Origin of the sequence: Aurantimonas sp. 22II-16-19i, from assembly GCF_002088275.1 — a bacterium.
In the GTDB taxonomy this organism is placed as follows: Bacteria; Pseudomonadota; Alphaproteobacteria; order Rhizobiales; family Rhizobiaceae; genus Jiella.
Window position 1 is genome coordinate 13,811 of sequence record NZ_AQQS01000021.1, and the last position, 25,707, is coordinate 39,517.

Genomic DNA, 25,707 nt, shown 5'->3' on the forward strand with positions numbered 1-25,707 from the left:
AGAAAGGCCGGAAACGCGATGCGTTTCCGGCCTTCTCCTGCTTCTCGGTTCCTGCGTCCTGCTTCCTGCGGCAGTCCGGCGCGTCGAGCGCACGGGCCGCCGGCTGTCAGCCGGTTCAGGCGGCCTTGCGGCTCTTTTCGAAGCGCTTGCGCTCGTTGGAGTCGAGATAGAGCTTGCGCAGGCGGATGGTCTTCGGCGTCACCTCGACGAGTTCGTCGTCCTGGATCCAGGAGAGCGCCCGGTCGAGGGTCATGCGGATCGGCGGGGTGAGCTTCACCGCCTCGTCCTTGCCGGATGCGCGCATGTTGGTGAGCTTCTTGCCCTTGAGGACGTTGACCTCGAGGTCGTTGTCGCGGGTGTGGATGCCGATGATCATGCCGGCATAGACCTTGACGCCGGCGTCGATGACCATCGGGCCGCGGTCCTCGAGGTTGAACATCGCATAGGCGACGCTCTCGCCGTCTTCCGACGAGATCAGGACGCCGTTGTTGCGGCCGGCGAGCTCGCCCTTGTAGGGCTGGTAGGAGTGGAACAGCCGGTTCATGATCGCGGTGCCGCGGGTATCGGTCAGAAGCTCCGACTGGTAGCCGATGAGGCCGCGGGTCGGGGCGTGGAAGACCAGCCGCTGGCGAGCGCCGCCGGACGGACGCAGCTCGATCATCTCGGCCTTGCGCTCGGACATCTTCTGGACGACGACGCCGGCATGCTCCTCGTCGACGTCGATCACGACCTCTTCGATGGGCTCCAGCTTCTCGCCGTTCTCGCCATCCTTCATGACCACGCGGGGACGCGAGATGCCGAGCTCGAAGCCCTCGCGGCGCATCGTCTCGATGAGGACGGCGAGCTGCAGCTCGCCGCGACCGGAGACGTAGAAGCTATCCTTGTCGGCGGCCTCCTCGATCTTCAGTGCGACGTTGCCCTCGGCCTCCTTCAGGAGGCGGTCGCGGATGACGCGGCTCGTCACCTTGTCACCCTCGGTGCCGGCGAGCGGCGAATCGTTAACGATGAAGGACATCGTCACGGTCGGCGGATCGATCGGCTGGGCATGCAGCGGCTCGGAGACCTGCGGATCGCAGAAGGTGTCGGCGACGGTGCCCTTGGAAAGGCCGGCGATGGCGACGATGTCGCCCGCCTCGGCATAGTCGAGCGGCACCCGGTCGAGGCCGCGGAAGGCGAGGATCTTGGAGATGCGGCCGGATTCCAGCTGCTTGCCGTCATTGTTGAGCACCTTGACGGCCTGGTTCGGCTTGATCGAGCCGGCCTGGATGCGCCCGGTGATCAGCCGGCCGAGGAAGGGGTTGGCCTCGAGGATGGTGCCGATCATCTTGAACGGCTCGTCCTTGCCGGCGGTGTCCGGCTCCGGCACGTGCTTGACGATCAGGTCGAACAGCGGCTCGAGGCCCTTGTCCTGCGGACCATCCGGCTGCTCGGCCATCCAGCCGCCGCGGCCCGAGCCGTAGAGGACCGGGAAGTCGAGCTGCTCCTCGGTGGCGTCGAGGGCGACGAAAAGGTCGAAGATCTCGTCGAGGACTTCCAGGTGACGCTCGTCGTGGCGGTCGATCTTGTTGATCGCGACGATCGGCTTCAGCCCGACCTTCAGCGCCTTGCCGAGCACGAACTTGGTCTGCGGCATCGGGCCTTCCGACGCGTCGACCAGGATGACGGCGCCGTCGACCATGTTGAGGATACGCTCCACCTCGCCGCCGAAATCGGCGTGGCCAGGGGTGTCGACGATGTTGATGCGGGTGTCCTTCCACTCGACCGAGGTGGCCTTGGCGAGGATCGTGATCCCGCGCTCCTTCTCGAGGTCGTTGGAATCCATCGCCCGCTCTTCCTGGCGCTGGTTGTCGCGGAAGGTGCCGGACTGGGAGAGCAGCTTGTCGACGAGGGTGGTCTTGCCGTGGTCGACGTGGGCGATGATCGCAATGTTGCGAAGCTTCATAGGAATATCCGGTTCAGGGCGCGCCGAGAGCCCCCTGCCGCAAGACAGGAGGGGCGCTCAGCGGGTGGCGATCGAGAGTGCAGCGATCGGGGCTCGCGCGAGCCTTTACACGATTTTTCGCATCTGCGAAAGGGTGGGGTCAGGGTTGGCTTGCGAGTCATCGCCCGCCGGCCGAACCGGTCGGCGGTCTCAGTAGGCCGCGATCTTTCCGGTGATTGCGAGTTTGACCGGGACATCGGCGGAGAGAGGCGGCAGCCGTCTGGCGGTCCCCTCGTCCTCCACGAGGACCAGCACCGCATAGTCGTTGCCACTGTCGGTCTGGCCTATCCCGAGGCTGACGCCGGGCACGTCCTGCAATTGCTCCTTGATGCGTTGCCTGGCAAGCCTCGCCTCGCTCATCGTATGCAGTTTCGCGCTCATCGCTTTGCCTTCGATCCCGCCATACGACGATAGGACCGCAGCGACCATCGTCATGGAGCCGCAGCCTTGCCGGTTCGGCGGCGCATCGGGCCGCTGCAGCGGCGTTCCGACGCGTGGGCAGCCGATGGGAATGCGGAGGTTTTGCGGCCCGAGAACATTATTTCTTGTTCATTTGCGCGGCCTTTGCGGCCCGCCTAGCTTCCCCGTCGAAGCCGGGAAGCGCCGGCGGTTCCCTTGCCGGGGCCGCGACGCGACGCGACCGGACGGCTTCGCATCTGCCGGCGAGACCGCGGCGCATCGTCTGCCGCGCGCCGGCCATGACGAGGATGCGCCGATGCGTAGTCTCACAATCCCCCTCACCCTCGCCGCCTGCCTGATCGCCGGGGCGCCCGCCTTCGCGGCATCGCCGAGCATGGCGCAGGACGCGATGTCGCACGGTACGACGCCGTCCGGTTCGATGTCGTCTGGCGCGATGTCGGGCGGCGCGATGTCGAAAGGTTCGGTCAAGCACGTGGCAAGCGCCAAGGCCCACGAGGCGACGGGCAGGATCAAGTCGGTCGACGCCGCCGCCAGGACCCTGACGCTGGCCGACGGCAAGACCTTCGTGCTGCCGGCGGACGTCACCGCCTCGGCGGTGAAGACGGGCGAGCACGTCCGGGTCAGCTACCTGATGAACGGCAAGACGAGGTCGGCAACGAGCGTGCGGGCGATGAAATAGGCCTTGCCGGGGCCCGGCTCGGCCCAGAGGGTCGGGGCAAGGGCCGCGAAGGCGAAACACCGGGCGGATGACGTCCGATCACCCTCGGAAACAGCGGAGCCCCGTCAAGCGGCTTCGCGACCGGAGCGATCCCACCCCAGAGCCGCCCGGGTGCCCCCTCGCCCGGCCGGCTGCAGCGGACCGGAGGCCAGGCCTCCGGTCCGTTTCGTTCAAGCGCTGGATCAGGCCTTGCGGACCGGCTGCAGCGTGGTCTTCCACAATTCGGTGTCGGCGGTGTCCATGAGGCGGACGGTCAGTTCCTCGCTGGCGCCGTCGATGTCGACGATGCCGAAGAACTGCAGGCCGGCCGAGGGCGGCAGGTTGACCTGGCCGTCGGCCGGGGCCTTCACGTAGCGCACCTCGGGACCGAAGGTCATGTCGAGGTCGTTCGGGCCGAAGGTGCCGGCATGGATCGGGCCGGAGACGAACTCCCAGAACGGCTCGAAGTCCTGGAAGGCCGCGCGCTCCGGCGAATAATGGTGGGCGGCGGTGTAGTGGACGTCCGCCGTCAGCCAGACGGTGTTGGTGATGCCGGCCGACTTGATGAAGCGCAACAGATCGGCGAATTCCAGCTCGCGGCCCTTCGCATCGCCGTTGTCGCCATTGGCGACGGCCTCCCACTTCTCGCCGTCCGGCACCAGGAGGCCGATCGGCATGTCGGAGGCGATCACCTTCCAGGTGGCGCTGGAGTTGGCCAGCTCGCGCTTCAGCCAGGCGATCTGCTCGGCGCCCAGGATGGCGCTGGCATCAGAGGCGGTCGGCTGCAGGTTGTCGCTGTTGCCGCCGCGATAGGAGCGCAGGTCGAGGAAGAAGATGTCGAGCATCGGCCCGTAGGCGATCTTGCGATAGACCCGGCCGGGCTCCTGGGGCACGAAGCGGATCGGGGTCATCTCGTGGAAGGCGCGGGCGCCGCGCGCCGACAGGAGACCGATCTCCTTGACGCTGTAGCGCTCGTCGGCGGACAGGTCCTTGGTCGAGGACCAGTTGTTGACCACCTCATGGTCGTCCCACTGGTAGAAGGTCGGGACCGAGGCGTTGAGCGCCTGGACGTTCTTGTCGAGGAGGTTGTACTTCCACTGGCCGCGATATTCCTCGAGGGTCTCGGCAACCTTCGACTTCTCCGGCGTGACGATGTTCTTCCAGATCGTGCCGTCCGCCAGCTCCACGCTCTCCTTCAGCGGGCCGTCGGCATAGATCGTGTCGCCGGAATGCAGGAAGAAGTCCGGCTCGTGCTTGGCCATGGTGGCGTAGCCGATCATGCCGCCGCGAGCCTCGTCGATGCCCCAGCCCTGGCCGACGGTGTCGCCCGACCAGGTGAAGCGGACCGAGCGGCGCGAGGCCGGCGCGGTGCGGAAGCGGCCGACGATCGGCTGGGAGACGCCGTTGGTGTCGGTCAGGTCGGTGGCGACGGCGCGCCAGAAGATCTCCTGGTCCGACGGCAGGCCGTCGATCAGGCGCTTGACGGTGAAGTCGGAGGCCGGCGACGACGTCAGGGCGTGCAGCTTGCGGGCATTGGCGAAGCTCTCGGTGGTCGCCCATTCGAAATCGATCCGGGCCGGCCGGTCGACCCGCGTCCAGACCATGCCGGAGGTGGCATCGACGTCGCCGGTCTGGACGCCGTGGGTGAATTCCGGCCGGGTCGCGGCGCGGCTGATGGCCGGCATGGCGAAGGACGAGCCGGCGGCGAGAGCGGCGACGCCGCTCTGGGCGAGGAAGCGGCGACGCGTGAGGGAGAGCACCATCTGGGGACCTTTCGAATCCGGGTGAGACCGGCGGCACTTTCGAAAGATTCCATGTCAGGCGAGCTTCGCCCGGATGAAACTTTAGCGACGGCAGGGATCGCCCGGAGCGAAAGGCCGAGGCACCCGCCGCAGCCGTGCCGCGCGCCGGACCGGCCGCCGCGCCCCGGCGGCCGCGGGCGGCCGGGGCGTCGCAGCGCGATCAGGCGCAGCGGCCGCGGACCGAGACCTCTTCCTTCTTGTCGCCCCAGAAGACCGTCATCTTACCGGTGTATTCGATGTGATCGTCCAGCATCTGCGTCCCCGTGAGGACGAGACCGACGCTGATGCGCGGCTCGCCGGCCGCCCGCCAGTTGGTGACGACCGCCCCGTCCTTGCCGGCCGCGGTCTTGCCCTTTTCCAGCTCCCGCACGAGGCCGTTGGCCATCACGTAGCCGCGCTCGAGGGGCTGGCCCTCGCCGGCGTGGTCGGCGACCATGGTGACGAAGACGAAGCTTGTGTAGCCGTCATCGGCCTGCTCGTTCGTGCCGGGCCTGGGCAGCGCTTCCGGCTTGCCGCCGGCATCGGTCCGCACGAAGGCGCAACGGCTGGCGATCGGCGCCCAGTCGAGCCGGCCGAGATTGAGCCCGCGCGGGGTCAGGCCGGAGGACGGCTCCTGGCTCTGGCCGGGCTTGGGCGCGGCGAAGGGCGACGATTCCAGATCGATTCCGCCGGACGGCGGATCCTGGGCGAACGCGTCTGCGGCCACGAGAAGAACGGTTGCGGCGACGATCGCCCGCCAGCGGCCTTTCTCTGTCCTCGTCATGTCGATACCTCGGAACCTCGCCCCTGCCCCGGATGTCTCACAGAAAGCTCTGTGGGTCCATGTCGATTTGTATCTGGACCGAGCCGCGCGGGCGCGGCGCGTTCGCCAGCGTCTCGCGCAGATAGGCCTGGATCGGCGCCCGCCGGCTGGCCTCGACGAGGAGCCGGAACCGGTGCCGCCCGCGCACCACGGCAAGCGGCGCCTCGGCCGGCCCGAGCATCTCGATCTCCGGCGCCTCGGGCGCCGCCTTGCGGATTTCCCGGGCATGGGCTTCGGCGTCCCTGCGGCTGTCGGCCGAGACGATGATCGCCGCGAGCCGGCCGAAGGGCGGCAGGGCGCTGCGCCGGCGCTCGTCGATCTCGCTGTCGTAGAAGCTCTCGGGATCGGCCGCGACGAGGGCCTGCATGACCGGATGCTGGGGCTGGAAGGTCTGGATCAGTCCGCGGCTGGCGAGCCCCGTGCGCCCGGCGCGGCCGGTCACCTGATGGAGCAGCTGGAAGGTGCGCTCGGCGGCCCGCGGATCGCCGTTGGCAAGGCCGAGATCGGCGTCGATCGCGCCGACCAGCGTCATCTTCGGAAAATGATGGCCTTTCGCCACCAGTTGGGTGCCGATCACGATGTCGGCCTCACCGTCGGCGACGGCTTCGAGTTCACGGCGCAGCCGGCGCGGGCCGCCGGCGATGTCGGAGGACAGGACGATGGTGCGCGCCTCGGGAAAGTCTTCCACCATCTCCTCGGCGATCCGCTCCACCCCCGGGCCGCAGGCGACGAGATGATCCAGCGTGCCGCATTCGGGGCAGGCTTCGGGGCGGGGCGTCGAGAAGCCGCAATGGTGGCACTGGAGGACGCCCCGCAGCCGGTGATCCACCAGCCAGGTCGAGCAGTTGTGGCACTGGAACCGGTGGCCGCAGACCCGGCAGAGGGTCAGGGGCGCGTATCCCCGGCGATTGAGGAACAGGAGCGCCTGTTCGCCCTTCGCCAGCGTCTTGCGGATCTCGGTCTCAAGCACCGGCGAGACGAAGCGGCCCCTCGCCGGGGGATGGCGGCGCATGTCGACGAGGGAGAGTTCGGGCAGCGCCGCATCGCCGTGCCGCGCCTTCAGCCGGACATGGGCGTAGCGGCCGCTGACGGCGTTGACGCGGGTCTCGATGGACGGCGTCGCCGAGGCGAGGACGATGGGAAAGCCGCCGAGCGAGGCACGCACCACCGCCATGTCGCGGGCATGGTAGAAGGTGCGGTCCTCCTGCTTGTAGGCGGGGTCGTGCTCCTCGTCGACGACGATGAGGCCGAGCTCCCTGAACGGCAGGAACAGCGAGGACCGCGCACCGGCGACGATCCGCACCCGGCCTTCCGCCACCTGGCGCCAGATCGCCTCGCGCTTCTTCGGCGCAACGTCCGAATGCCATTCGGCCGGCGGCGCGCCGAAGCGGGAATGGAAGCGGTCGATGAAGCTCTGGGTGAGCGCGATCTCGGGCAGGAGGATCAGCACCTGCCGGCCGGCATCGAGGGCCGCGGCGACAGCCTCGAAATAGACCTCGGTCTTGCCGGAGCCGGTGGCGCCCTCGAGCAGCAGCGGCTGGAAGCGTGCCTTTTCGACCGCCGCGACGAGGTCGCCGGCGGCCTTCGCCTGATCCTCGCTGAGAGTGGCGCGGCCATAGCCCGTATCGGGCTCGGGGACGGCCGGCGGCGGCGGAAAGCGCACGGTCCTGAAGACGCCCTGCTTCAGGAGCCCGTCGACGACCGAGGTGCTGACGCCGGCCGCATGGGCGAGCCCGCTCTTCGACCAGGCGGGGGCATCCTCGGCCGCCGAAAGCACGCGCTTTCGCGCGGGCGTGACGCGATCCGGCGCCTCGCCCGTCGCCTCGATCCCCTCGATCCACGCCTCGGGATCGAAGGCCGCCGGAGCCCTCAGAGCCATCCGCACGACGAGGCCCGGCGGCGACAGCGTGTAGTCGGCGACCCAGTCGACGAAGCGGCGCATGGTCTCGTCCAGCGGCGGGCAGTCGAAGACGTGGGTGATCGGCCGAAGCTTCCTCGCATCCACCGCATCCGTCGGCCCGTCCCAGACGACGCCGGCCACCTGGCGCGGCCCGAGCGGCACCTGGACGATCGAGCCCGGACGCACGACCATCCCCTCCGGCACCGTATAGGAATAGGGCCGGTCGGCGGGCAGCGGCACCAGGACGGGAACCACGGCTTCGGGAAAGAGCTGGTCGGTGAGGTTCAACGGGGCTCCACGATGGGAAACGGCGCGGGTCTGCGGCGGGCCGGCCGGATATGGGGGTGGCTCGCGCCGGGCGGCAAGCCGCGATCGACCCGCCCGGGGCGCCTGCCGCTCCAGAGCGCGGGCCGAATGCCTCCACGACCGCGGCGCCGAAGCGAGTCGCGGGTCCCAGTCTACGATCCGGGCCCGGAAGTTGAAACCGCTTCGCGGGGGCGGACCACCGCCGCTGCCGAGACGGCCGACGCTTCGCAAGGCCGCAATGGCGCCGGGTCACTGCGGCAGGGTCACCGCCGCAGGGTCACGGCGCCGGGTGGACGGCGGCGATCGCGGCGAGGAAGCCGCTCCTGGGCAGCGCCGGAAGCTTCGACAGATCGACCGACAGATCCTGGGGCGGCACGTCGTAGTCGACCTCGCGGACCATGGCGGCGAGCACCGCCTCCATGATGCGGATGGTCGCCCATTCGCCGGGGCAGCGGTGGTTGGCGAAGTGGTCGCCGCCGCCCTGCGGGATGAGAGTGTAGGCGTCGCCGGGGCCGGAGAGGAAACGGTCGGGGAGGAATTCCTCCGCCTGCGGCCAGACGGCCTCGTGATGGGTGGTGCCGTAGAGATCGAGGAGGAAGCGATCGCCAGCCTCGAAGCGGTGCCCCTGCCAGTCGAAGCCGTGGCGGGCGATGCCGGCGACGACGGGAAAGAACGGCGTCAGCCGCCGCACTTCCTGGACGAAGGCGTGGCGGTAGTCGCTCTCGGCGGCAAGCCGCGGCCGCAGCTCCGGATGATCGCGCAGCGCCGCCATGAGAAAGACCAGGTAGCGCGCGACCGCGAAGATCGGGCGGACGACGTTGAGGAGTTCGACGGTGCAGACCTCCGGCGCGAGGAGATGCCCGGACAGGTCGCGGTGGGCGGTGACGATCCCCAGCGCCCGGTCGGGATCGGCCGCGACCCTGCCGGCGCGCACCTCGTCGACGATGTGCCGGATCATCGCCTCGGCCTTCCTGCGCCGGCCGCGGGCGATCCAGTTCATCGGGCCGGGATGTCCCGCCTCCGCGATCATCGCGCCGAGCTCGTCGGCAAGGTCGGCGAGTTCCTCGACCGCGAGTTCGATGCCGGCCCAGCGGCAGGCCGTCCGGGTGAGAACATGCCGGAACACGTCGTGCAGGGCGACGGGGCCGAGACCGGCGAGGCCCTGCAGCTGCTCGAGGAGATCGCCGCGCACGAAGGCGGCGAGTTCGCCGAGCCGCGCCTCGCTCATCATCGTCAGAAACATCGCCTTGCGGCAGCGATGCGCCGCCCCGTCCAGCGTCGCGACGCTGCCTTCGTCCTGCAGGAGATGCAGGACGAAGGTCGGCAGCGCGCCGTTGCGGGTCATCCGGTCCGGCTCGTAGAACATCCGCGCGGCGTCCGGTCCGCGCATGCAGTAGTAGGTCTCGCCGAGGAGGCGCGCCGCAAAGATCTCCGAGCCGAAGCGGCGGCAGCGAACGGCGACGAATTCATAGCCCTCGCTCTGAAGCGCGACCGAACTGTCGAGGACGTCGTCCTTCGGAATTTGGGGCATGGCGGGCTTCCCTGCGAGGCTGATGGTGCTTGCAGGAGTCACATTTGCCATTTCGCGGCGGGGTCAAGCTATTGAGACCGTGGCCAATCCGGCGGGTTCCATCCGAACTTGCGCCCCCCATATGGCATTGGAGCCGGACAACCTGCTAAGGAGGCCGCATCCCGTGGCCAGACTCATCTTCCGGAGGGCACTCCCATGAAATTCTTCGTCGATACCGCCGACGTCGCCGAGATCCGCGAGCTGGCGGAAGCCGGCCTGCTCGATGGCGTCACCACCAACCCGTCGCTGATCAAGAAGGCCAACCGGCCGATGACGGACATCATCGCCGAGATCTGCGAGATCGTCGACGGCCCGGTCTCGGCCGAGGTCGCCGCCATCGAGGCGCAGGAGATGATCCGCGAGGGCAAGTTCCTCGCCGGCATCGCCGACAACGTCTGCATCAAGCTGCCGCTGACTATGGACGGGCTGAAGGCCTGCAACGAGCTGACCAACGAGGGCTACCTCGTCAACGTCACGCTCTGCTTCTCCGCCGTCCAGGCGCTGCTCGCCGCCAAGGCCGGCGCGACCTTCATCTCGCCCTTCATCGGCCGCCTCGACGACATCAATCTCGACGGCATGGAGCTGATCGCCGACATCCGCCGGATCTACGACAATTACGGCTTCGACACCGAGATCCTCGCCGCCTCGATCCGCACGATGAACCACGTGCGCGAGGCCGCCCTGATCGGCGCCGACGTCGCGACGGTGCCGCCGGCGACGCTGAAGGGCCTCGTCAAGCACCCGCTGACGGACAAGGGCCTCGAGACCTTCCTCGCCGACTGGAAGGCGACCGGCCAGACCATCGGCTGAGGCGGCGATACGCCTTCCTGCCTTGCGGCGACCGCGATAAAATGGCTGGGCCGGCCCCTTCCCTTCAGAGGGTGGGCCGGCCTTTTTGCGACGATCGCGGCCGGCCTAGCCCCCGGCGCCAACGGGTGCCCACCATCCTCGCCCAGCCGGAAATGCTGCCGAACAGCGCGGCAAGCATGAGAGGCAGAGCGGCCAGATCGAACTGGCTCGACAGGGGCGGCTCCGCTCGGATCACCGGGCGGACGAAAAAGGGCGACGCCATGCGCCGCCCTCCGGGGTCATCAGGATCGCTCCACGCCCGACCGGGCGCGCTTCCAGCCGATCAGGACTGGAAGTGGCTCTCCATGAAGTAGATCGACTTGTCGAGACCGCGCCCGACGGCGGTGAGCAAGTCCTCGGTCAGGGGATCGCCGGCCTCGGAGGCCTCCTCGATGCCCTTCTCCACCGCCGCGCTCCAGGCGGCGTAGCTCTCGGTGAGACGCTTCAGGTGATCCTCGGACTTGACGAGGTCGAGCGGGTAAGGCTCGAGAATCGAGTTCTCCACCGCCGCCTGCACCGTGCCGTGGGCCTGGCCGCCGATCGCCGTCAGGCGCTCGGCGATGGTGTCGACATAGCCTTCGGTCAATTCGTGCAGCTCGTCGAACAGCTTGTGCACGGCGATGAAGTTCATGCCCTTGACGTTCCAGTGGGCCTGTTTGGTCTGGTAGGTGATGTCGACCGCCGTCGCCAGGTGAACCTGCAAGAGCTCGACCATCGAGCCGCGGATGTTCTCGGAAATCGGGTTCTTGGTCGGATGGAGATTGGTCTTGCCGGTCTTCTCGGCTTTGTCGCTCTTGTTGCCCTTGGCCATCGGTGGTCCCTTCTCGAACATGGAAACGCGGACGGACCGTCGGTGACGGCCCGCGCGAAAACTCGCTCGATAACCAATGCGAGGGGCCGAAGTTCCGAAAATGATCCCGCACTCCGGCCCAAACGTCTCCCCCGCCGAAAGCCGGCTCGCTGCGGTTGCACGGCCCGCCCTCCGCGCCAGATGCGATCCAGATCAGTCAAGGGAGACAGCCACGATGAAGACGATGCTCATCACCGGCGCGTCGAGCGGCATCGGCGCGGCGACGGCGAGGCGCGCCGTCGAGGCCGGCTACCGGGTGGGACTCGCCGCCCGGCGCAAGGAGAAGCTCGACGGGCTCGTCGACGAGCTTGGCCCGGACAACGCCCTGGCGGTCGGCTGCGACGTCACCGATTTCGCGTCCCAGCAGACCGCCGTCGCGGCCGTGATCGAGCGCTTCGGCGGCCTTAACGCTCTTTTCGCCAATGCCGGCGTCGGCGCCACGGGCTCCGGCACCGCCGGCGGCGATCCGGCGGAATGGCGGCAGATGGTGCTGACGAACGTTCTTGGTGTCATGTACAGTGTCAAGGCCGCGTACGAGGCGATCGCCGCCGCCCGGGGGCATATCCTCATCACCAGCTCCGGCGCCGGGCGCAAGGTCATCCCCGGTTCGGTCTATGGCGCGACCAAATGGGCGATGTCGGGCTATGGCGCAAACCTGCGCGAGGAGATGCGGGAGAAAGGCGTGAAGGTGACGCTGATCGAGCCCGGCATGGTCGACACGCCGTTCTTCGACGAACCGAAGCCGGGCGCCCTCGTCGCCGACGACATCGCCCGGGCCGTGATCTATGCCCTGTCGCAGCCGGAGAACGTCCTCGCCGGCGAGATCTGGGTCGAGCCGCTCAGGCGTTGAGGGCGGCGCCGCGGCGGGTCCGCCTCCCGATCCGTCGCGTCGTGGCCGGACGGGCCAGTGCCGCCCGGCTTTCGCGGAAGGCCAGCCTCAGCCCATGTGCTCCTTGATGCCCATGAAGGCCTTGTCGCCCCAGACCGACTCGACCCGCGAATTGCGCCCGCAGCCGGTGCGATAGTACTTATATTTCAGCGGGTTCTTCTTGTAGTAGTCCTGATGGTAGCCCTCGGCGTCCCAGAATTTCGGGGCCGTGGTGACCTCGGTCGCCACCTCGCCGAGATCCTTCTTCACCGCCGCCTCGGAGGCCTTCGCCTCCTTCAGCTGCTCGTCCGACGTCGCATAGATCGCGGTGGTGTAGGCGTAGCCGCGGTCGCAGAACTGGCCGCCGGCGTCAGTCGGATCGACCGAGTGCCAGAACACCTCCAGCAGCTTGTCGTAGCTGACCTTGGAGGGGTCGTAGGTGATCCGGACCGCCTCGCGGAACCCCTCGTGGTCGTAATAGGTCGGGTTCTGGGCTTCGCCGCCGATATAGCCGGACGTCGTGTCGAGGACGCCGGCGACATGGTCGAAATCGCTCTCGACGCACCAGAAACAGCCGCCGGCGAAGATCGCCGTCTCGCTCGTCTGGGCGCCCGCAGTGCCCGGAAGCGCCGCCAGACCGAGCCACAGCGCGGCCGCGCCCGCGAGCACCGAAGAAATTGTCCGCTTCATAACCGTCTCCATTCCCGTCTCCAGGATCGCCCATACCCGGTGCGCCCATGACCCGATGCGCCCATGACCCGATGCGCCGCGCCGACCGGCCGCAGAGATCACCCCTCGGCAATGGTCGGCCGCAAGCCGCCGCATCGGTCGCTCGCCTGGAACTTCGCACGAAACGCCGCGATTGTTTCAAGGGGGCGAAATCACTTCCGCCGTGATCTGTCCCGGGCCAGATCCCGAACGGGGCCCCGGACAGGGTCCGGGGCCGAGGCTCGGGGCTGCCGAAGCTCCGGAGCCGATCCGGAGCCTCGAACGGTCATTCAGGTCGGCGGCGCTCAGCCGCCGTCGGCCGCAAAACCCGCCGCCTCGATGCCGGCGATCGCCGCCGCCTCGTCGTTGTCCGAGGTGTCGCCGGTGACGCCGACGGCGCCGAGGATGGCGCCGCCCTCGCCCTTCACCAGCACGCCGCCCGGGACCGGCACCAGCACGCCCTTGGCCAGCGCGTTCATCGCCTGGATGAAATAGGCCTGCTCCTCGGCCCGCTTGCCGAGGGCGCGCGAGCCCATGCCGAGGCCGATCGCCCCGTTGGCCTTGCCGATGGCGATGTCCGGCCGCATGCGCGACGAGCCGTCCGAGCGTTCGAGGGCGATCAGCGCACCGCCGGCATCGAGGACGGCGACGGTGAGCGGCTTGAAGCCCTTGGCGATGCCGGTCTTCAGGGTCTCGGCGACGATGATGCGGGCCTTGTCGAGCGTCAGCATGGAATCTCCTTCGTGTTCGATGCCCGAAGATAGGCGACGGGACGGCGCTGTCAGCCGGAAACTGCAATGTCCGTTGCGAAGGGCGGATCGACGGGGCGGCGGCCGTAGCATCTTGCGCGGCGGGCCTGATCGGTTTGCGCCGAGGCACCCCCCTCTGCCCTCCTGAGCCGGTCGAAGGGCGGGCATCTCCCCCACAAGGAGGGAGATCAGTCGCGTTATCGCTTCCGCTTCCATGCCACCGATCATTGCCAACACCTCACAGTGGAGATCGAGTGCGGACCGGCGTGCCAGGCTGATCTCCCCCCTTGTGGGGGAGATGCCGGCAGGCAGAGGGGGGTGCCTTGGCGCCGACGCCGGAATGCTGAAACGCCGAGGACGGCAGCGTCCCTGCAAGGAGCGGTGCCAGGCGGCGCTTCTCAGCGGCCGACGAGGAGGATCTGCACCCGGCGGTTTTCCCCCGCCTCCGGATCGTAGGGGTTCTTCAGGTCGCGCTCGCCGCGCCCGGAGGCGACGAAGCGGCTGCGCGGCAGGCCCGACGCCTGGGAGAGCGCCTCGGCCAGAGCCTCGGAGCGGCGCTGGGACAGAGCGAGGTTGTAGGCGTCGCCGCCGGCGGCGTCGGTGTGGCCGAGGAGGACGAAGCGCTTGTCGGCGAGCCGGGGATCACCGAGGGCCGTCGCCAGCTCGGTGATCTTGCCATATTCCGAGACGAGCGGCTGGTCGTCGTCATAGGCGAAGAGCACCTCGATATCGATCGACGGCAGGGGCCGGGACTCCTCGACCGCCAGGGTGGCGCGCGCCTCCTGCCGTTCGGCCGGGCTCGCCGCGGCGGCAACCGCAGGTTCCGGCGCCTCCTCGATGACGCCGAGATTCTGCAGGTCGTCGAGGGAGAAGGATTTGGCGGATTTCTGGGCGCTTCCCGCGCAGTCCGCGCCGCCGCTGACGAGGCAGTCGCTGAGGCGGCCGGCGGAGGACGCGCCGGACGCGGGCGACTGCGCCGGCGGCCGAGGGTCCGAGGGCGCGACGGAATCGAGATCGAAGCTGTCGAGCGACAGGCCCTGGGCGAATGCCCCGCCGGCCGACGCCATCAGCAGGAGCGCCGCGGCGCCGGCGAGAGCCGCCCGCCGGACCCGGAACATCCCGCTCCTGCCGTGGCGGCCGCCCCGCGGCCGCGCCTCTGCCTTTACCGTGATCGTGGCCATGGCCGTCCGTCTCCCTCAGATGTCATCTCATAGCGTCGGCCCCGGTCTTCGACCGACGCCAAAGAGTTACCGCTCGAGCGCCGCGCGGGCTCGCTACCAGCGGTCGGGGAGTCGATCTCCCGGGCCGCCAGCATCACTGGACCTTCTCGACCGAGCCGATGGCATAGCCGACGCCGCCGGGCAGCGTCGCCGCGACGGCGCGGCGCTCGCTGGAAAGCTCGTCGCGGATCCCGCCCAGCCAGTCGACGAGATCGGATTTCTGCGGCTCGGCGACGCAGCTCGAGCAGAACAGCACCACCTTGTTCAGCCCGAGCGGATCGGTCTCTTCCAAATAGAGCTTGGCCCTGGTCCGCGGCGAGGACTCGTAGGCGGTCGCGCCGGAGGCCGTCTCGGTCTTCTCGAAGATGCGGACGGGGATCGGCGTGACCTTGCCGGATGCGAAGCCGAAGAAGGTCGGCGTGCACTGGCGGACCAGCGCCCGCAGGGACAGGCGGTCGCCGGTGCGCCCGGTGGCCGGGCCGACGGAAAAGTCGAGGATCTGGCCGGCCTCCCGGCAGGCCGGCGGCAGGGGATCCGGAACGGCAATGGGCTCAGGTTCGGGTTCGGGCTCGGGCTCGGGCTCGGGCTCGGTCGCGAAGCTGATGGCCGGCCCATCCGCCGCCGGCCCAGCGGCCGACCCATCGGCCGGCGCATCCAGGGGGTCGACCGGCACCGGCACGGTGGGAACGGTGCCGTCGGCGCGCGGCGCCGGCTCGCCTTGGTTGCCGCCGCCTCCCGCCGCGTCGCCAGGATCGGCGGCTTCCGGCGCGGCCGGAGGTGCCGCATCGTCGACGGTCCGGCCGGCGGTCTCGACCGGCTCCGGATCCTCGCCGGAGGGCGGCGGCCCGTCGGCCACCTCCGGCTCGTCGCGGCAGGCTTCCAGCTCGTCCGTCTCGGCGGCGACGGCATAGCGCTGGCGCGACAGGAGCCGCCCCTTGGCGCGCAGCGAGGCGAGGATGTCGAGCGTGTCGGCCGGCTGGCGCGGCACGGTGAAGGCGAGGTCGAGGGTCGCGACGTCGCTGCCCGCGGCGGGTTCGTCGATGAGAAGATCCGGCAGCTCGCGGCCGGCGCCGAAATCCATCGTGCCGTTGCCGTAATAGGCATCCTGGAAGCGCTCCGCGGCCCGATCGAGATAGGCGCAGGCCGGATCGGCGGAGGTCTTCAGATAGACGCCGGGAAGGCTCTTCAGCCGGGGCGCGAGCGTTGCCAGCGCCAGCCGGTAGGCGCCCTCGAGGGTGAGGTAGTCGCGCGGGCTGCGGCTGTCGGCCTGCGGCTCCAGGCTCTCCAGCGCCAGGTTGAAGGCGATCGAGCGGTTGCAGCCATAGGCGCCGTCGGCACCCCGGGCGAACACCGACAGATCGATCCGGGCGACGCCCGGCTCCGGCCGGCTGGCCTTCAGGACGATCGGCAGGGTCGACGAGCCGAGCCGCGACAGGGCCGTCGCCAGCTGGTTCTGGTCGGGCGTGCCGAGGCCGGCGATCGGCGCCAGCGCCCCAGCATCAGCGGCGGCGCTGACGTCGACGGCGACGCGGCGCGCCTCGCGCAGGCCGGTGAGGACGAGGTCGTTGATGCGCTGCCGGTCGTTCTGGGTGAAATGCGGATCGCCGATCGGCAGGCCGTAGAAGGTGACGGTGAAGGGCCGCGGCTCCTGCGGCCCGATGCAGTTGCGGGTGAGGACGTCGGCGACGGTGTCGCGCAGCCGCGCCTCGATCAGCGCCAGCGTGTCGTCGGCGCCCGCGGCACGGGCAGCGCCCGGCGCGGCGACGGCCATCGGCAGGGCGACCAGCGCCGCGAGCGCGCTGCGCACGACGCCGCGCCAGGGGCGCGCCGGCCGGCGTTGCCGCAAGATCGAGCCACCCGTCGAAGCCACGCCACCCTCCACGCCACCGTCCCTCATGCCTGCCCTTTCGTGCGACCGCGCCTGGTCATTGGAAGCGCCAGAGCGATCCGGCGCGGCGCGCTTCGCCGAACCCGGCCTGACTTCTTCATTTCTTCGCGCAAGGCAGGCCGGCCGAGCCGAACCGCGCCGAGCAGGCGATCTTCCCGATCAGCGACTGGGCCTCGACCGAGGCCCGGCCGTCGGCGCCGAGGGCGAAGCGCATGCGCACCGTCGCCGCCTCGTCGCCGTCGTCGAGGGCGAAGGTGTAGAAGCCCGAGCGCCGATCCGGCGCGACGCCGGAATAGACGAAGGCGCCGGCAAAGCTCTTGTCGTAGGTGAGGTTGCGCTTCTCGAGCCCGTCTCGCCGCAAGCGCTCCTCGGCAAAGAGGGTGGCGGGCCCGACATCGACCTCGACGTCGAGATCGCCGAAGCGCCAGACCCGCAGGTCGCCCGTATCGACGAGGGGCCGTACGTCCGAGATCACTGCCGCGGAAAACCGGGCGAAACCGGCCTCGGGCGGGGCAGCCGGAGCAGCCGGCGCCGCGGAGGAGGTCGCGTCGGGGATCGCGGCGGCAAGGGAGCCGGACGAAGCGGGCGGCGAGGCGGCAGGCGGCGGGTCGGCGGGGAGCGGCACGCCGCGCTTGTCGGCGGCGATCGCGGCGCGGGCGGCGGGGGCAAGGTCCGCGATGCGCATGTCCCTCGGCAGGAGCCAGGAGATCATCGGCGTCAGCCGCAGGACGCTCTGGCTCGCCCGCTGGCCGTCATAGGCCGCCTGGTTCCAGCCGCTGGAGGAGAAGACGAAGCTGGTGAAGGGCTCGGTATAGGTATCGCTGACGTCCTCGAGCCAGGCCATGCGGGCGAGCTGCACGGAAAAGTCGCCCGACGGGATCGCCTGTCCGGCGCCGGCGCCGCAGAAGGCCAGGGTCAGCGGCCGGTCGTCGATGTCGAAGCCGAGGAAGACTTCGCCCTCCTTCGTCCGCCCTGCCGGGGATTCCCGGTAGTCGGCCTGCAGCGCGGTGACCTCGGTGAGATCGGCGCGGTAGTGCAGCGCCAGCAGCTTCTCGCAGACGGCGCGGGTGATCGCCCGCCGGTCGAGGCCGAGGGTGGAGACCGGCACGGGCGGCAATTCGCCGCCGAAGGCGACGACGTCGGCAACCGTCTCGATCGCCATGACGTCGTCCGGCCCCATGGCGACGATCCGGTCGATCACCAGCGGGCTGACCGCGAAATCGGCGAGGAACCGCACCAGCGTCGAGATGCCGAGGCGCAGGCCGCTCGCCTGGGTGTCGAGGCGCTGGTCTTCCGGCAGGGCGGCCATCGCCGCCGGCGAGATGTAGGGCGAGTGGAAGCCGATCCGCCCGCCGGGCTCGACATAGCGGTCGACATAGGTGCCGACGCCGCCGGTGGCATGGAAGCTCGACCCGCCGAGCCAGGCGAGCGCGCAGGCCGAGAGGCAGACGGCGCCGTCCTCGACGATGGCCGCGACGCTCTTCTCGCGCATCAGATTGGCGATGGCGATGCCCTCGCCGAAGGAGCCGCCGGGACTGTCGAGGGTGAGCATTGCGGCGGTGTTCTGGTAGTCGCACTCGCGCTTTCGGCAGAGATCGGCGACGACGGCGGCAAGCTTTGCCGCATCGCCCTTGCCGATAGCGCCGGACAGGGCGATCACCGGCTCCGGCCGGCTGGCGCTGAAGGCCTCGCGCAGGACGCGGAATTCGGCGGCGTGGAGGGGCGACGGCAGGATGGCGATGCCGAGGGTGGGGCCGAGGATGGCCGCGGCGGCGCAGAGGGCAGCGGCGAAGCGAACCGGCAGGGCGGCTGGCCGGCGCCGAAACATGAAGTCACCGAGCCCGGCCGCCGCGCAGCCGACGCGGGCGATCAGGCTCGTCGGCGAGCGTCGAAGGCCGTCCAGCATCGATCGGCGTCTCCCTTCCGGCCCGGCGGCATGGCGCGCCGGGGAGGCTCGACCGCGTCATCATCGGGCGAGCACCATCGAGCGAGCACCATCGGGCTATCAACACAGCGCGGGCGGCGCCGCACGGGATCCTTGCATAACCTTGGGGAAGATAACACACCGAACGCCATGGGAAAATGACGTTTCGGGGAGCCGGCGGCGGGCCGGCCGGTCGGCTCAGCGGCGCGGCGGTCGGAGCTCGCCGTCATCGGGCAAAGGGTTTCGAAGGTCGTCGTGGAGCCAGACCATGCGGTCGCAGAACCACAGCTTGCCGCCCATCACGAGGGCAAGGCCGAAAAGGGTCGGCCAGACTTCCAGCCGCCAGAGACCATGGGCCAGGGGCAGGATCCCGGCGACGGAGACGGCGGTGAGGACGAGCGCCGCCCGCTGATGATGGCGGGGGACGGGGCGCTGCCGCCGCGCCAGGAACAGCCGCTCGCCATAGGTCGCCCTCGCCGCCCAGCTGTCCCGGCGGGCGGGCGCCGGGAACAGCCGGGGATTGACGTAGACGAAGACCAGCACCGCGGCGACCGGGACGATGCACCAGCCGCCGAGCCAGACGCGGCTCCAGATCGCCAGGACCAGAAGCGGGAGCGCCGCGACCCGGGTCCAGACGGAGAGCGGGCTCGCGTGCCGCTCCCACGCCGCGTCGTCCATGCGCATCAAACGCTCGGCAAGGGCGAAGATGTCCATGGTCCCCGCCCCTGCCTCTCTCTCTCTCTGTTCCTGACCCTCGGTGCTGGGGCCTCAGGCCTCAGCTCTCGTCGGCGAGCCCGTCGAACAGGGCGGTCGACAGATAGCGCTCGGCGAAGGAGGGGATGATGATGACGATGTTCTTGCCCGCCATCTCCTCGCGCTGGCCGACCTTCACCGCGGCCAGCACCGCCGCGCCGGACGAGATGCCGACCGGGATGCCCTCGAGCCGCGCCACCATGCGGGCGTATTCGAAGGTCTCCTCGTTGGAGACCTGGATGATCTCGTCGTAGATCTCGCGGTCGAGGATCGCCGGGGCGAAGCCGGCGCCGATGCCCTGGATCTTGTGGGGACCGGGAGTGCCGCCGGACAGGACCGGGGAGGCCTCGGGCTCGACGGCGACGATGCGGATCGCCGGGTTGCGCTCCTTCAGCACCTGGCCCGCGCCGGTGATCGTGCCGCCGGTGCCGATGCCGGCGACCAGCGCGTCGACCTTGCCGCCGGTGTCGTTCCAGATTTCCTCGGCGGTGGTGACCCGGTGGATCTGCGGATTGGCCGGGTTCTCGAACTGCTGCGGCATCACCGCGCCCTCGATCTGGGCGATCAGCTCCTCGGCCTTGGCGATGGCGCCCTTCATGCCCTTGGCGCCCTCGGTGAGGACGAGATCGGCGCCGAGCAGGCGGAGCATCTTGCGCCGCTCCATGGACATCGTCTCGGGCATCGTCAGGACCAGCTTGTAGCCCTTGGCGGCGGCCGCGAAGGCGAGGCCGATGCCGGTGTTGCCCGAGGTCGGCTCGACCAGCGTCGTCTTGCCCGGCGTAATCTTGCCCTCGGCCTCGAGCTTCTCGATCATCGCGACGCCGATGCGATCCTTGACGCTGGCGATCGGATTGAAGAATTCGAGCTTGGCGAGGAGGTTGGCCTTGACGCCGTACTGCCTGGCCACCTTGTCGAGACGCACCAGCGGCGTGTCGCCGATCGTGTCGGTGATGGAATCGTAGATCCGCCCGCGACCCCTGGTGCGCGGCTGACCGTCGTTGACCGGCTTGTCCATGATTTCCTCCGTGGTTTGCCCGGCGCAGGTCGTGACCTGCCCGTCGGCTGATGCGATCCTTGCGACGCCCCGCGGCGGGTCGTGCCGGCGGACGGCATCCGTCGCATGGGCTGCCTTGCGGCATATGTGGGAGCGATCGCCGGGCATGCCGCCCGAACCATGCGTCGAAACGTCGCTCGGGACCGAACATAGGGCACCGGCGAGGCACCTTGGAGGCCGATTATTCCAAAGCGTCGGGGGTTGCGGGAACGCCTTTGCCCCCGCCGCACCGCCAAGAGGCGATGCGGATGCGCGGGACTTGAATCAAACCTTAAGATCTCGCGAACCCTGATCTTAGGAAAATCGGTGCAGCGTTCCCGGATCGCAGGCAGCCACCCGTCTTCGCCGAGTCAGGATGATCTCATGCAACAGGCACCCGATCGCATGAAAACCGTCTTTGGAGAATTCGTTCTTCTCGTCATCGTGACGACGCTCGCGGTGGCGGCGCTGTCCTTGTGGTACTTCCGCTCCTTCGGCGAAGCGGTGATGATGCCGGCCGTGGGCTTCGCCGTCACGGTGACGGCGGCGAGCGCCCTGCCCTATCTTGCCTATCTGGTGTTCCGGGTCGCCTCGCTGCATGCCGACAATGACGGCCTGATGCGCGCGGCCCATACCGACCGGCTGACCGGCGTCCTCAACCGGCAGGGCTTCGAGAAGGTGTTCCGCAACCACCTGCGCTCGCTGGTCGGCCACAACGACAAGGGCCTGATGCTGCTGATCATCGATGCCGACCATTTCAAGCGCATCAACGACCGGCTCGGGCATCCGGTCGGCGACATCGCCCTGAAGAAGATCGCCGGCACGCTGAAGAAGCTCGTGCGCCAGAGCGACGCCGTCGGGCGTCTCGGCGGCGAGGAGTTCGTCGTCTCGCTGCCCTGCGGCACCGCCGAGCAGGGCGAGATGGTCGCCGAACGGCTGCGCATGGCGATCAACCGGCTCTATGTCGGCACGGGCAAGAACGGCGCGCAGCTGTCGGTGTCGATCGGCGGCGTGTTCATGCGCACGCCGCAGCCTTTCGACCGGATCTACGAGGCCGCCGACGCCAATCTCTACCGTTCGAAGGAAGGCGGCCGCAACCGCTGCACCATCGCCTCCATCGCGGCCCAGGGGCGCGGCCGGCTGCGCGGCATGGAGGCTCCGGCGACACCGCAGACGGCCGGCTGAGGCCGGGCCGCAGCGCCGGCCGCAAGCGCCGGCGCGACTACCTTTTGCCGGTCGAGCCGAACCCGCCGGCGCCTCGCATGGTGTCCGAAAGACCATCGACCAGCGTGAACTCGGCCCGGGTGACCGGGGCGATCACGGCCTGGGCGATGCGGTCGCCGGCAGCGATGGTGACGGTCTCCTCGCCGAGATTGACCAGCAGCACCTTCACCTCGCCGCGATAATCGGCATCGACCGTGCCGGGGGCGTTGAGCACCGTCACGCCATGCTTCGCGGCAAGGCCGGAGCGCGGCCGGATCTGCATCTCGAAGCCCTCCGGCAGTTCCACGGCGAGCCCCGTCGGCACCATCGCCCGGGCGCCCGGCGCGAGCGTCAGCGGCGCGTCGAGGCAGGCGCGAAGATCCGCCCCGGCGGCGCCCGCGCTGGCATAGTCCGGAAGCGCCGCCGGCTCGCGATCGCCCGAGGCGCCTTCGGCGCCAGCGGCGAGCCGCATGACGCGGACCGTCACCCGTCGCTCCGTCGTGTCCTGCGTCATGCGGTCTCCGTGCGTCCGAGCCGCGCCGCGATCCATTCGGCGAGGCGGGTGGCGGCGGCCTCCTTGGCCAGCGTCGGCCATTCCTCGACCCCCTCCGCCGTGACGAGGCGGATGGTGTTCTCTGTTCCTCCCATGACGCCTCCCCCAGCCCCGGCCCCTGGCGAAACGTCGTTGGCGAGGATCGCGTCGGCGCCCTTGCGGGCGAGCTTGCCGCGGGCATTCGCCAGAAGATCGTCGGTCTCGGCGGCAAAGCCGATCACCAGGCCCGGGCGCCTGTCGTGATGACCGATGGTCGAGAGGATGTCGGGATTCTCGGCCAGCGCCAGAGCCGGCGGCCCGTCGCCGGTCTTCTTGATCTTGCGGCTGCTCTCGGCGGCGACCCGCCAGTCGGCGACGGCGGCGACGAAGACGGCGATGTCGGCCGGCAGCGCCGCCTCGACGGCGATCAGCATCTCGGCCGCCGTCTCGACGTGCCGGACCGCGACGTCGCGCGGATCGGCGAGCGTCACCGGGCCGGAGACGAGAGTGACGCGGGCGCCGGCATCGCGCAGCGCCTCGGCGATGGCGTGGCCCTGGCGCCCGGAGGAGCGGTTGGCGATGTAGCGCACCGGATCGATCGGCTCGTGGGTCGGGCCGGAGGTGACGATGGCGGAGAGGCCGGTCAGAGGCCGTTTGCGCGGTGCCAGCAAGGCTTCGGCGGCCGCGACGATCTCCAGCGGCTCGGCCATGCGGCCGGTTCCGGCCTCGCCCTTTTCCGCCATCTCGCCGCTGCCGGGCCCGACGAAGCCGATCCCGTCGTCGAGGAGACGCCGGTGGTTGCGCCGGGTTGCCGGATGGTCCCACATCGCCGGGTTCATCGCCGGCGCCATCAGCACCGGCGCGCGGGTGGCGAGAAGGATCGCGCCGGCGAGATCCTCGGCGAGGCCGTTGGCAACGCGCGCCATGCGATCGGCCGTCGCCGGCGCGAGAAGGACGAGGTCGTGCTCGCGGGCGAGCCGGATGTGGCCGACGTCCTGCTCGTCCTCCCGGTCGAAGAGGTCGGAATAGACCCTGCTGGCGGCGAGCGCGCCGACCGACAGCGGCGTGACGAACTCGGCCGCCGCCCCGGTCATCACCGGGGTGACGGCGGCGCCCTGCTCGCGCAGCCGCCGGATGAGGTCGAGGCACTTGTAGGCCGCGATACCGCCGCCGACGATCAAGAGAATGCGCTTGCCGGACAGGACGCTCATGCCGACAGCGCCGCCGTCACGTCCGTCGCGCCGAAGTCGTCGCCCTTGAACAGCAGCGGCGCTGCGAGGAACACCGCCAGGGCATAGGAGAAGCAGTCGCCGAAATTCAGCTTCGCCGGGCTGCCGGAGCCGCGCCCGTAGCGGCGCCACGCATCGGCGGCGATGGCGGCCTGCGCCTCGGTGAACGGAGCGACTTCGATGTTGGCCAGCGTCATCAAGCCCTCGATGCGGCTCTTCGCCAAGATGCCGATGCGGGCGCCGAGGACGATGCTCGTCTCCAGATAGGTCGGCGCCGAGATCATCGGGTTCGGATCGACGGCGAGTGCGCCCCGGAACTGCTCGGCGTCCTCCTCGGCCAGAAGCAGGGCGACGATCGCCGACGCGTCCACGACGATCACGGGACGAAATTCCACAGATCGTCGGTAAAGGCCTTCTGGTCGAAGGGTTCTGCCGCCGGCTGCACGCTCAAGGCTGCCAAGCCCTCGTAGACCCGCTTCTGCTCGGCGGGTGAGCGCACCGGCAATCCGATCAACGCCGGCTCTCCCAGCGCCTCGCCGAGATCGGAAACGCCCTCCCCGGACCTGATCTGTTCGATCACCTTTCGCATTTTCTGCGTCTTTTCCATCGGCTGAACGATGCCTGTGTCGCCGGCACGATCCCGGGCAACCACCGCGATCAGCGCCCGCGCCTCCTCGGCCGGCGAGCGGCCGTGCCTGGCCGCGCGCGCCTGAAGGCGCTGCATCACCTCGTCGTCGAGGTCGTCGATCGTCAGGCTCGCCATCGCATCCTCCCTGAGGGCTGAACGCTCGTCCTTCCTCTCTAGCCCCGGCCTTGCGGCGGAGCAACGCCGGCCTCAGCCGAAGACCAGGGCGGCGGCGATCACCATCAGCGTGCCGGCGATCACCCAGCGCTCGACATGGCCGAGGATGATGCTAGCCTTGCCGTCCTGGACGAGGTCCTTCAGCGTGTCGTCGTTGAGCCGGATGCCGTTCTCGATCAGCTCGGGCAGCTCGCGGCTGAGGACCTCGAGGCCGACGGCGAGTTCCGGCGCCTTGCGCAGGAGCTTCAGCCCGGCCTCGATGCCGTCCCGCGCCTCCTGCAGCTTGGCGGCAGGGCCGAGCTCGGCGAGGATGTAGTCGGAGACCACCGGCTCGGCCGCCACCCACATGTTGAACTTCGGGTCGAAGGTGCGGGCGACGCCCTCGACCACCACCATGGTCTTCTGCAGGAGGACGAGTTCCGGCCGCGTCTGCATCTCGAAGAGTTCGGTCACCTCGAACAGGAGCGTCAGGAGGTGGCCCATCGAGATGGTCTCGGCGGGCTGGCCGTAGATCGGCTCGCCGATGGCCCGCAGCGCCTGGGCGAAGCTCGCCACATCCTGGTTGCGCGGCACGTAGCCTGCCTCGAAATGCAGCTCCGCCACCCGCCGGTAGTCGCGCTTGATGAAGCCGTAGAGGATCTCGGCGAGGAAGCGCTTGGACTCCCGGCTGAGGCGGCCGACGATGCCGAGATCGACGGCGACGATGGTGCCGTCCGGAGCGATGAACAGATTGCCCTGATGCATGTCGGCATGGAAGAAGCCGTCGCGCATGGCATGGCGCAGGAACGACTGGACGACGGTGACGCCGATCTGCTTGGTGTCGTGGCCGGCGGCGACGATGCCGGCGACATCGCTGAGCTTGAGGCCGTCGATCCACTCCATGGTGATGACGTCGCGGCCGGTGCGCTCCCAGTCGATGGCCGGCACCCGGAAGCCCTGGTCGTGGGCGACGTTCTCGGCCATCTCGGAAGAGGCCGCCGCCTCGAGCCGCAGGTCCATCTCGATGCGGGTCGACTGGGTCAGCGTCTCGACGACGGCGACGGGCCGCAGCCGCCGCGACGCCCGCACGAAGCGTTCGAGGAACCTGGCGATGAAGGCGAAGGTCTCGAGCTCGCGGCGGAACCGCGCCCGGATTCCCGGGCGGATCACCTTGACGGCGGCGAAATGCTCGCCGCCGTCGCGGCTGCGCACGCGGGCCTTGTAGACCTGCGCGATCGAGGCCGCGCCGACCACCTGGCCGAGATCGATGAACAGCTCGTCGATCGAGCGCCCGAGGGTCGTCTCGATCTCGGCGACGGCCAGCCGGTGATCGAAGGGCGGCACCTTGTCCTGCAGCGCCCCGAGCTCGCCGGCGATGTCGGCGCCGACGATGTCGGGCCGGGTCGCCAGGAACTGGCCGAGCTTGACATAGGAGGGGCCGAGCCGGTGCAGCGCCCGCGACAGCCGGTCCGACCGCGCCTGGTTCTTCGCCGAGCGGCGCTCCAGAAGCCGCGCCGCGCGATGCAGCATCGCCGGCACCGGCGGCAGTCCTTCGGAGGGAAAGGCGCCGACGACGCCCTCGCGTGCCAGCACGAAGCAGGCCCTCAACAGCGCGAACGTCCCGGTTACTGGATTTGCCACG

At 69.6% G+C, this 25,707-nt stretch carries 23 protein-coding genes; 4 read left to right on the forward strand and 19 right to left on the reverse strand.

Annotated features, from left to right (window positions below; translation table 11 throughout):
* Positions 1-115: 115 nt before the first annotated feature.
* Both typA and ATO4_RS27785 read right to left on the reverse strand, forming a co-directional pair.
* Positions 116-1,942, reverse strand: coding sequence for a translational GTPase TypA (gene typA, locus ATO4_RS16445; protein ID WP_083592622.1), 1,827 nt, complete (start codon positions 1,940-1,942; stop codon positions 116-118).
* A 189-nt stretch (positions 1,943-2,131) separates the two neighbouring features.
* Positions 2,132-2,416: a hypothetical protein gene (locus ATO4_RS27785; protein WP_176223028.1), complete on the reverse strand. Its 285-nt coding sequence runs from the start codon at positions 2,414-2,416 to the stop codon at positions 2,132-2,134.
* 280 nt (positions 2,417-2,696) lie between these two features.
* Here ATO4_RS27785 and ATO4_RS27790 point away from each other — a divergent pair, with 280 nt between their 5' ends.
* Entirely contained in the window at positions 2,697-3,080 is a 384-nt protein-coding gene (locus tag ATO4_RS27790; RefSeq protein WP_176223029.1) for a DUF1344 domain-containing protein, read from the forward strand.
* A gap of 221 nt (positions 3,081-3,301) precedes the next feature.
* Here ATO4_RS27790 and ATO4_RS16455 read toward each other — a convergent pair whose 3' ends face one another.
* The 4 genes from ATO4_RS16455 to ATO4_RS16470 form a co-directional block, all read right to left on the reverse strand.
* On the reverse strand, positions 3,302-4,861 hold the full coding sequence (locus tag ATO4_RS16455) for an alkaline phosphatase D family protein (RefSeq protein ID WP_083592624.1): 1,560 nt from the start codon (positions 4,859-4,861) through the stop codon (positions 3,302-3,304).
* 199 nt (positions 4,862-5,060) lie between these two features.
* On the reverse strand, positions 5,061-5,663 hold the full coding sequence (locus ATO4_RS16460) for a hypothetical protein (protein ID WP_083592625.1): 603 nt from the start codon (positions 5,661-5,663) through the stop codon (positions 5,061-5,063).
* 37 nt (positions 5,664-5,700) lie between these two features.
* On the reverse strand, positions 5,701-7,890 hold the full coding sequence (locus ATO4_RS16465; protein WP_083592626.1) for a primosomal protein N': 2,190 nt from the start codon (positions 7,888-7,890) through the stop codon (positions 5,701-5,703).
* A gap of 295 nt (positions 7,891-8,185) precedes the next feature.
* Positions 8,186-9,439 carry a cytochrome P450 gene (locus tag ATO4_RS16470; RefSeq protein WP_083592627.1) on the reverse strand — a complete coding sequence of 418 codons (1,254 nt, stop codon included), beginning with the start codon at positions 9,437-9,439 and terminating at the stop codon, positions 8,186-8,188.
* Between the two features lie 195 nt (positions 9,440-9,634).
* Between ATO4_RS16470 and fsa the strand changes: the two genes are divergently transcribed.
* Complete coding sequence (fsa, locus tag ATO4_RS16475) at positions 9,635-10,288, forward strand: fructose-6-phosphate aldolase (protein WP_083592628.1); 654 nt, start codon at positions 9,635-9,637, stop codon at positions 10,286-10,288.
* A gap of 322 nt (positions 10,289-10,610) precedes the next feature.
* Here fsa and dps read toward each other — a convergent pair whose 3' ends face one another.
* Positions 10,611-11,138, reverse strand: coding sequence for a DNA starvation/stationary phase protection protein Dps (gene dps, locus ATO4_RS16485; RefSeq protein WP_083592695.1), 528 nt, complete (start codon positions 11,136-11,138; stop codon positions 10,611-10,613).
* A 214-nt stretch (positions 11,139-11,352) separates the two neighbouring features.
* On the opposite strand from dps, the gene ATO4_RS16490 reads away from it, so the two are divergent.
* A complete protein-coding gene (locus tag ATO4_RS16490) occupies positions 11,353-12,027 on the forward strand; it encodes an SDR family oxidoreductase (RefSeq protein ID WP_083592630.1) in 675 nt (224 codons plus the stop codon).
* A gap of 87 nt (positions 12,028-12,114) precedes the next feature.
* Here the strand turns inward: ATO4_RS16490 and msrA are convergent, their stop codons facing one another.
* The 7 genes from msrA to cysK all read right to left on the reverse strand — a co-directional run bounded on the left by msrA (position 12,115) and on the right by cysK (position 20,302).
* The gene (msrA, locus tag ATO4_RS16495; protein WP_083592631.1) at positions 12,115-12,735 is read right to left on the reverse strand and encodes a peptide-methionine (S)-S-oxide reductase MsrA; all 621 of its coding nucleotides are present in this window, start codon (positions 12,733-12,735) and stop codon (positions 12,115-12,117) included.
* A 323-nt stretch (positions 12,736-13,058) separates the two neighbouring features.
* On the reverse strand, positions 13,059-13,484 hold the full coding sequence (locus tag ATO4_RS16500) for a heme-binding protein (protein WP_083592632.1): 426 nt from the start codon (positions 13,482-13,484) through the stop codon (positions 13,059-13,061).
* 416 nt (positions 13,485-13,900) lie between these two features.
* Positions 13,901-14,683 carry an OmpA family protein gene (locus tag ATO4_RS16505; protein ID WP_083592633.1) on the reverse strand — a complete coding sequence of 261 codons (783 nt, stop codon included), beginning with the start codon at positions 14,681-14,683 and terminating at the stop codon, positions 13,901-13,903.
* A 133-nt stretch (positions 14,684-14,816) separates the two neighbouring features.
* Positions 14,817-16,592 carry a hypothetical protein gene (locus ATO4_RS16510; protein WP_139802504.1) on the reverse strand — a complete coding sequence of 592 codons (1,776 nt, stop codon included), beginning with the start codon at positions 16,590-16,592 and terminating at the stop codon, positions 14,817-14,819.
* A 115-nt stretch (positions 16,593-16,707) separates the two neighbouring features.
* The gene (locus ATO4_RS16515) at positions 16,708-18,516 is read right to left on the reverse strand and encodes a hypothetical protein (protein ID WP_083592635.1); all 1,809 of its coding nucleotides are present in this window, start codon (positions 18,514-18,516) and stop codon (positions 16,708-16,710) included.
* 216 nt (positions 18,517-18,732) lie between these two features.
* Entirely contained in the window at positions 18,733-19,248 is a 516-nt protein-coding gene (locus ATO4_RS16520) for a DUF6653 family protein (protein ID WP_083592636.1), read from the reverse strand.
* A gap of 61 nt (positions 19,249-19,309) precedes the next feature.
* Complete coding sequence (gene cysK / locus ATO4_RS16525) at positions 19,310-20,302, reverse strand: cysteine synthase A (protein WP_083592637.1); 993 nt, start codon at positions 20,300-20,302, stop codon at positions 19,310-19,312.
* A 423-nt stretch (positions 20,303-20,725) separates the two neighbouring features.
* On the opposite strand from cysK, the gene ATO4_RS16530 reads away from it, so the two are divergent.
* A complete protein-coding gene (locus ATO4_RS16530; RefSeq protein WP_176223030.1) occupies positions 20,726-21,505 on the forward strand; it encodes a GGDEF domain-containing protein in 780 nt (259 codons plus the stop codon).
* A 37-nt stretch (positions 21,506-21,542) separates the two neighbouring features.
* On the opposite strand, the gene dut is transcribed toward ATO4_RS16530, so the two are convergent.
* The 5 genes from dut to ubiB all read right to left on the reverse strand — a co-directional run bounded on the left by dut (position 21,543) and on the right by ubiB (position 25,706).
* The gene (gene dut / locus ATO4_RS16535) at positions 21,543-22,037 is read right to left on the reverse strand and encodes a dUTP diphosphatase (protein WP_083592639.1); all 495 of its coding nucleotides are present in this window, start codon (positions 22,035-22,037) and stop codon (positions 21,543-21,545) included.
* Positions 22,034-23,266, reverse strand: coding sequence for a bifunctional phosphopantothenoylcysteine decarboxylase/phosphopantothenate--cysteine ligase CoaBC (gene coaBC / locus ATO4_RS16540; RefSeq protein ID WP_083592640.1), 1,233 nt, complete (start codon positions 23,264-23,266; stop codon positions 22,034-22,036). Before coaBC ends, dut begins: the two co-directional genes overlap by 4 nt.
* Positions 23,263-23,664: a type II toxin-antitoxin system VapC family toxin gene (locus ATO4_RS16545; protein WP_210191086.1), complete on the reverse strand. Its 402-nt coding sequence runs from the start codon at positions 23,662-23,664 to the stop codon at positions 23,263-23,265. The genes coaBC and ATO4_RS16545 overlap by 4 nt, the downstream gene beginning before the upstream one ends.
* On the reverse strand, positions 23,661-24,047 hold the full coding sequence (locus ATO4_RS16550) for a hypothetical protein (RefSeq protein WP_083592641.1): 387 nt from the start codon (positions 24,045-24,047) through the stop codon (positions 23,661-23,663). Before ATO4_RS16550 ends, ATO4_RS16545 begins: the two co-directional genes overlap by 4 nt.
* A 72-nt stretch (positions 24,048-24,119) precedes the next feature.
* Positions 24,120-25,706 (reverse strand): 2-polyprenylphenol 6-hydroxylase, encoded by a 1,587-nt coding sequence (gene ubiB, locus ATO4_RS16555; RefSeq protein ID WP_083592642.1) that lies wholly within the window; start codon positions 25,704-25,706, stop codon positions 24,120-24,122.
* Position 25,707 lies beyond the last annotated feature (1 nt).

Bases quoted from the DNA above. Each gene is read 5' to 3' on its own strand.
- typA (WP_083592622.1), bottom strand. From the start codon at position 1,942: ATGAAGCTTCGCAACATTGCGATCATCGCCCACGTCGACCACGGCAAG.
- ATO4_RS27785 (WP_176223028.1), bottom strand. From the start codon at position 2,416: ATGACGATGGTCGCTGCGGTCCTATCGTCGTATGGCGGGATCGAAGGC.
- ATO4_RS27790 (WP_176223029.1), top strand. From the start codon at position 2,697: ATGCGTAGTCTCACAATCCCCCTCACCCTCGCCGCCTGCCTGATCGCC.
- ATO4_RS16455 (WP_083592624.1), bottom strand. From the start codon at position 4,861: ATGGTGCTCTCCCTCACGCGTCGCCGCTTCCTCGCCCAGAGCGGCGTC.
- ATO4_RS16460 (WP_083592625.1), bottom strand. From the start codon at position 5,663: ATGACGAGGACAGAGAAAGGCCGCTGGCGGGCGATCGTCGCCGCAACC.
- ATO4_RS16470 (WP_083592627.1), bottom strand. From the start codon at position 9,439: ATGCCCCAAATTCCGAAGGACGACGTCCTCGACAGTTCGGTCGCGCTT.
- fsa (WP_083592628.1), top strand. From the start codon at position 9,635: ATGAAATTCTTCGTCGATACCGCCGACGTCGCCGAGATCCGCGAGCTG.
- dps (WP_083592695.1), bottom strand. From the start codon at position 11,138: ATGGCCAAGGGCAACAAGAGCGACAAAGCCGAGAAGACCGGCAAGACC.
- ATO4_RS16490 (WP_083592630.1), top strand. From the start codon at position 11,353: ATGAAGACGATGCTCATCACCGGCGCGTCGAGCGGCATCGGCGCGGCG.
- msrA (WP_083592631.1), bottom strand. From the start codon at position 12,735: ATGAAGCGGACAATTTCTTCGGTGCTCGCGGGCGCGGCCGCGCTGTGG.
- ATO4_RS16500 (WP_083592632.1), bottom strand. From the start codon at position 13,484: ATGCTGACGCTCGACAAGGCCCGCATCATCGTCGCCGAGACCCTGAAG.
- ATO4_RS16505 (WP_083592633.1), bottom strand. From the start codon at position 14,683: ATGGCCACGATCACGGTAAAGGCAGAGGCGCGGCCGCGGGGCGGCCGC.
- ATO4_RS16515 (WP_083592635.1), bottom strand. From the start codon at position 18,516: ATGCTGGACGGCCTTCGACGCTCGCCGACGAGCCTGATCGCCCGCGTC.
- ATO4_RS16520 (WP_083592636.1), bottom strand. From the start codon at position 19,248: ATGGACATCTTCGCCCTTGCCGAGCGTTTGATGCGCATGGACGACGCG.
- cysK (WP_083592637.1), bottom strand. From the start codon at position 20,302: ATGGACAAGCCGGTCAACGACGGTCAGCCGCGCACCAGGGGTCGCGGG.
- ATO4_RS16530 (WP_176223030.1), top strand. From the start codon at position 20,726: ATGAAAACCGTCTTTGGAGAATTCGTTCTTCTCGTCATCGTGACGACG.
- dut (WP_083592639.1), bottom strand. From the start codon at position 22,037: ATGACGCAGGACACGACGGAGCGACGGGTGACGGTCCGCGTCATGCGG.
- coaBC (WP_083592640.1), bottom strand. From the start codon at position 23,266: ATGAGCGTCCTGTCCGGCAAGCGCATTCTCTTGATCGTCGGCGGCGGT.
- ATO4_RS16550 (WP_083592641.1), bottom strand. From the start codon at position 24,047: ATGGCGAGCCTGACGATCGACGACCTCGACGACGAGGTGATGCAGCGC.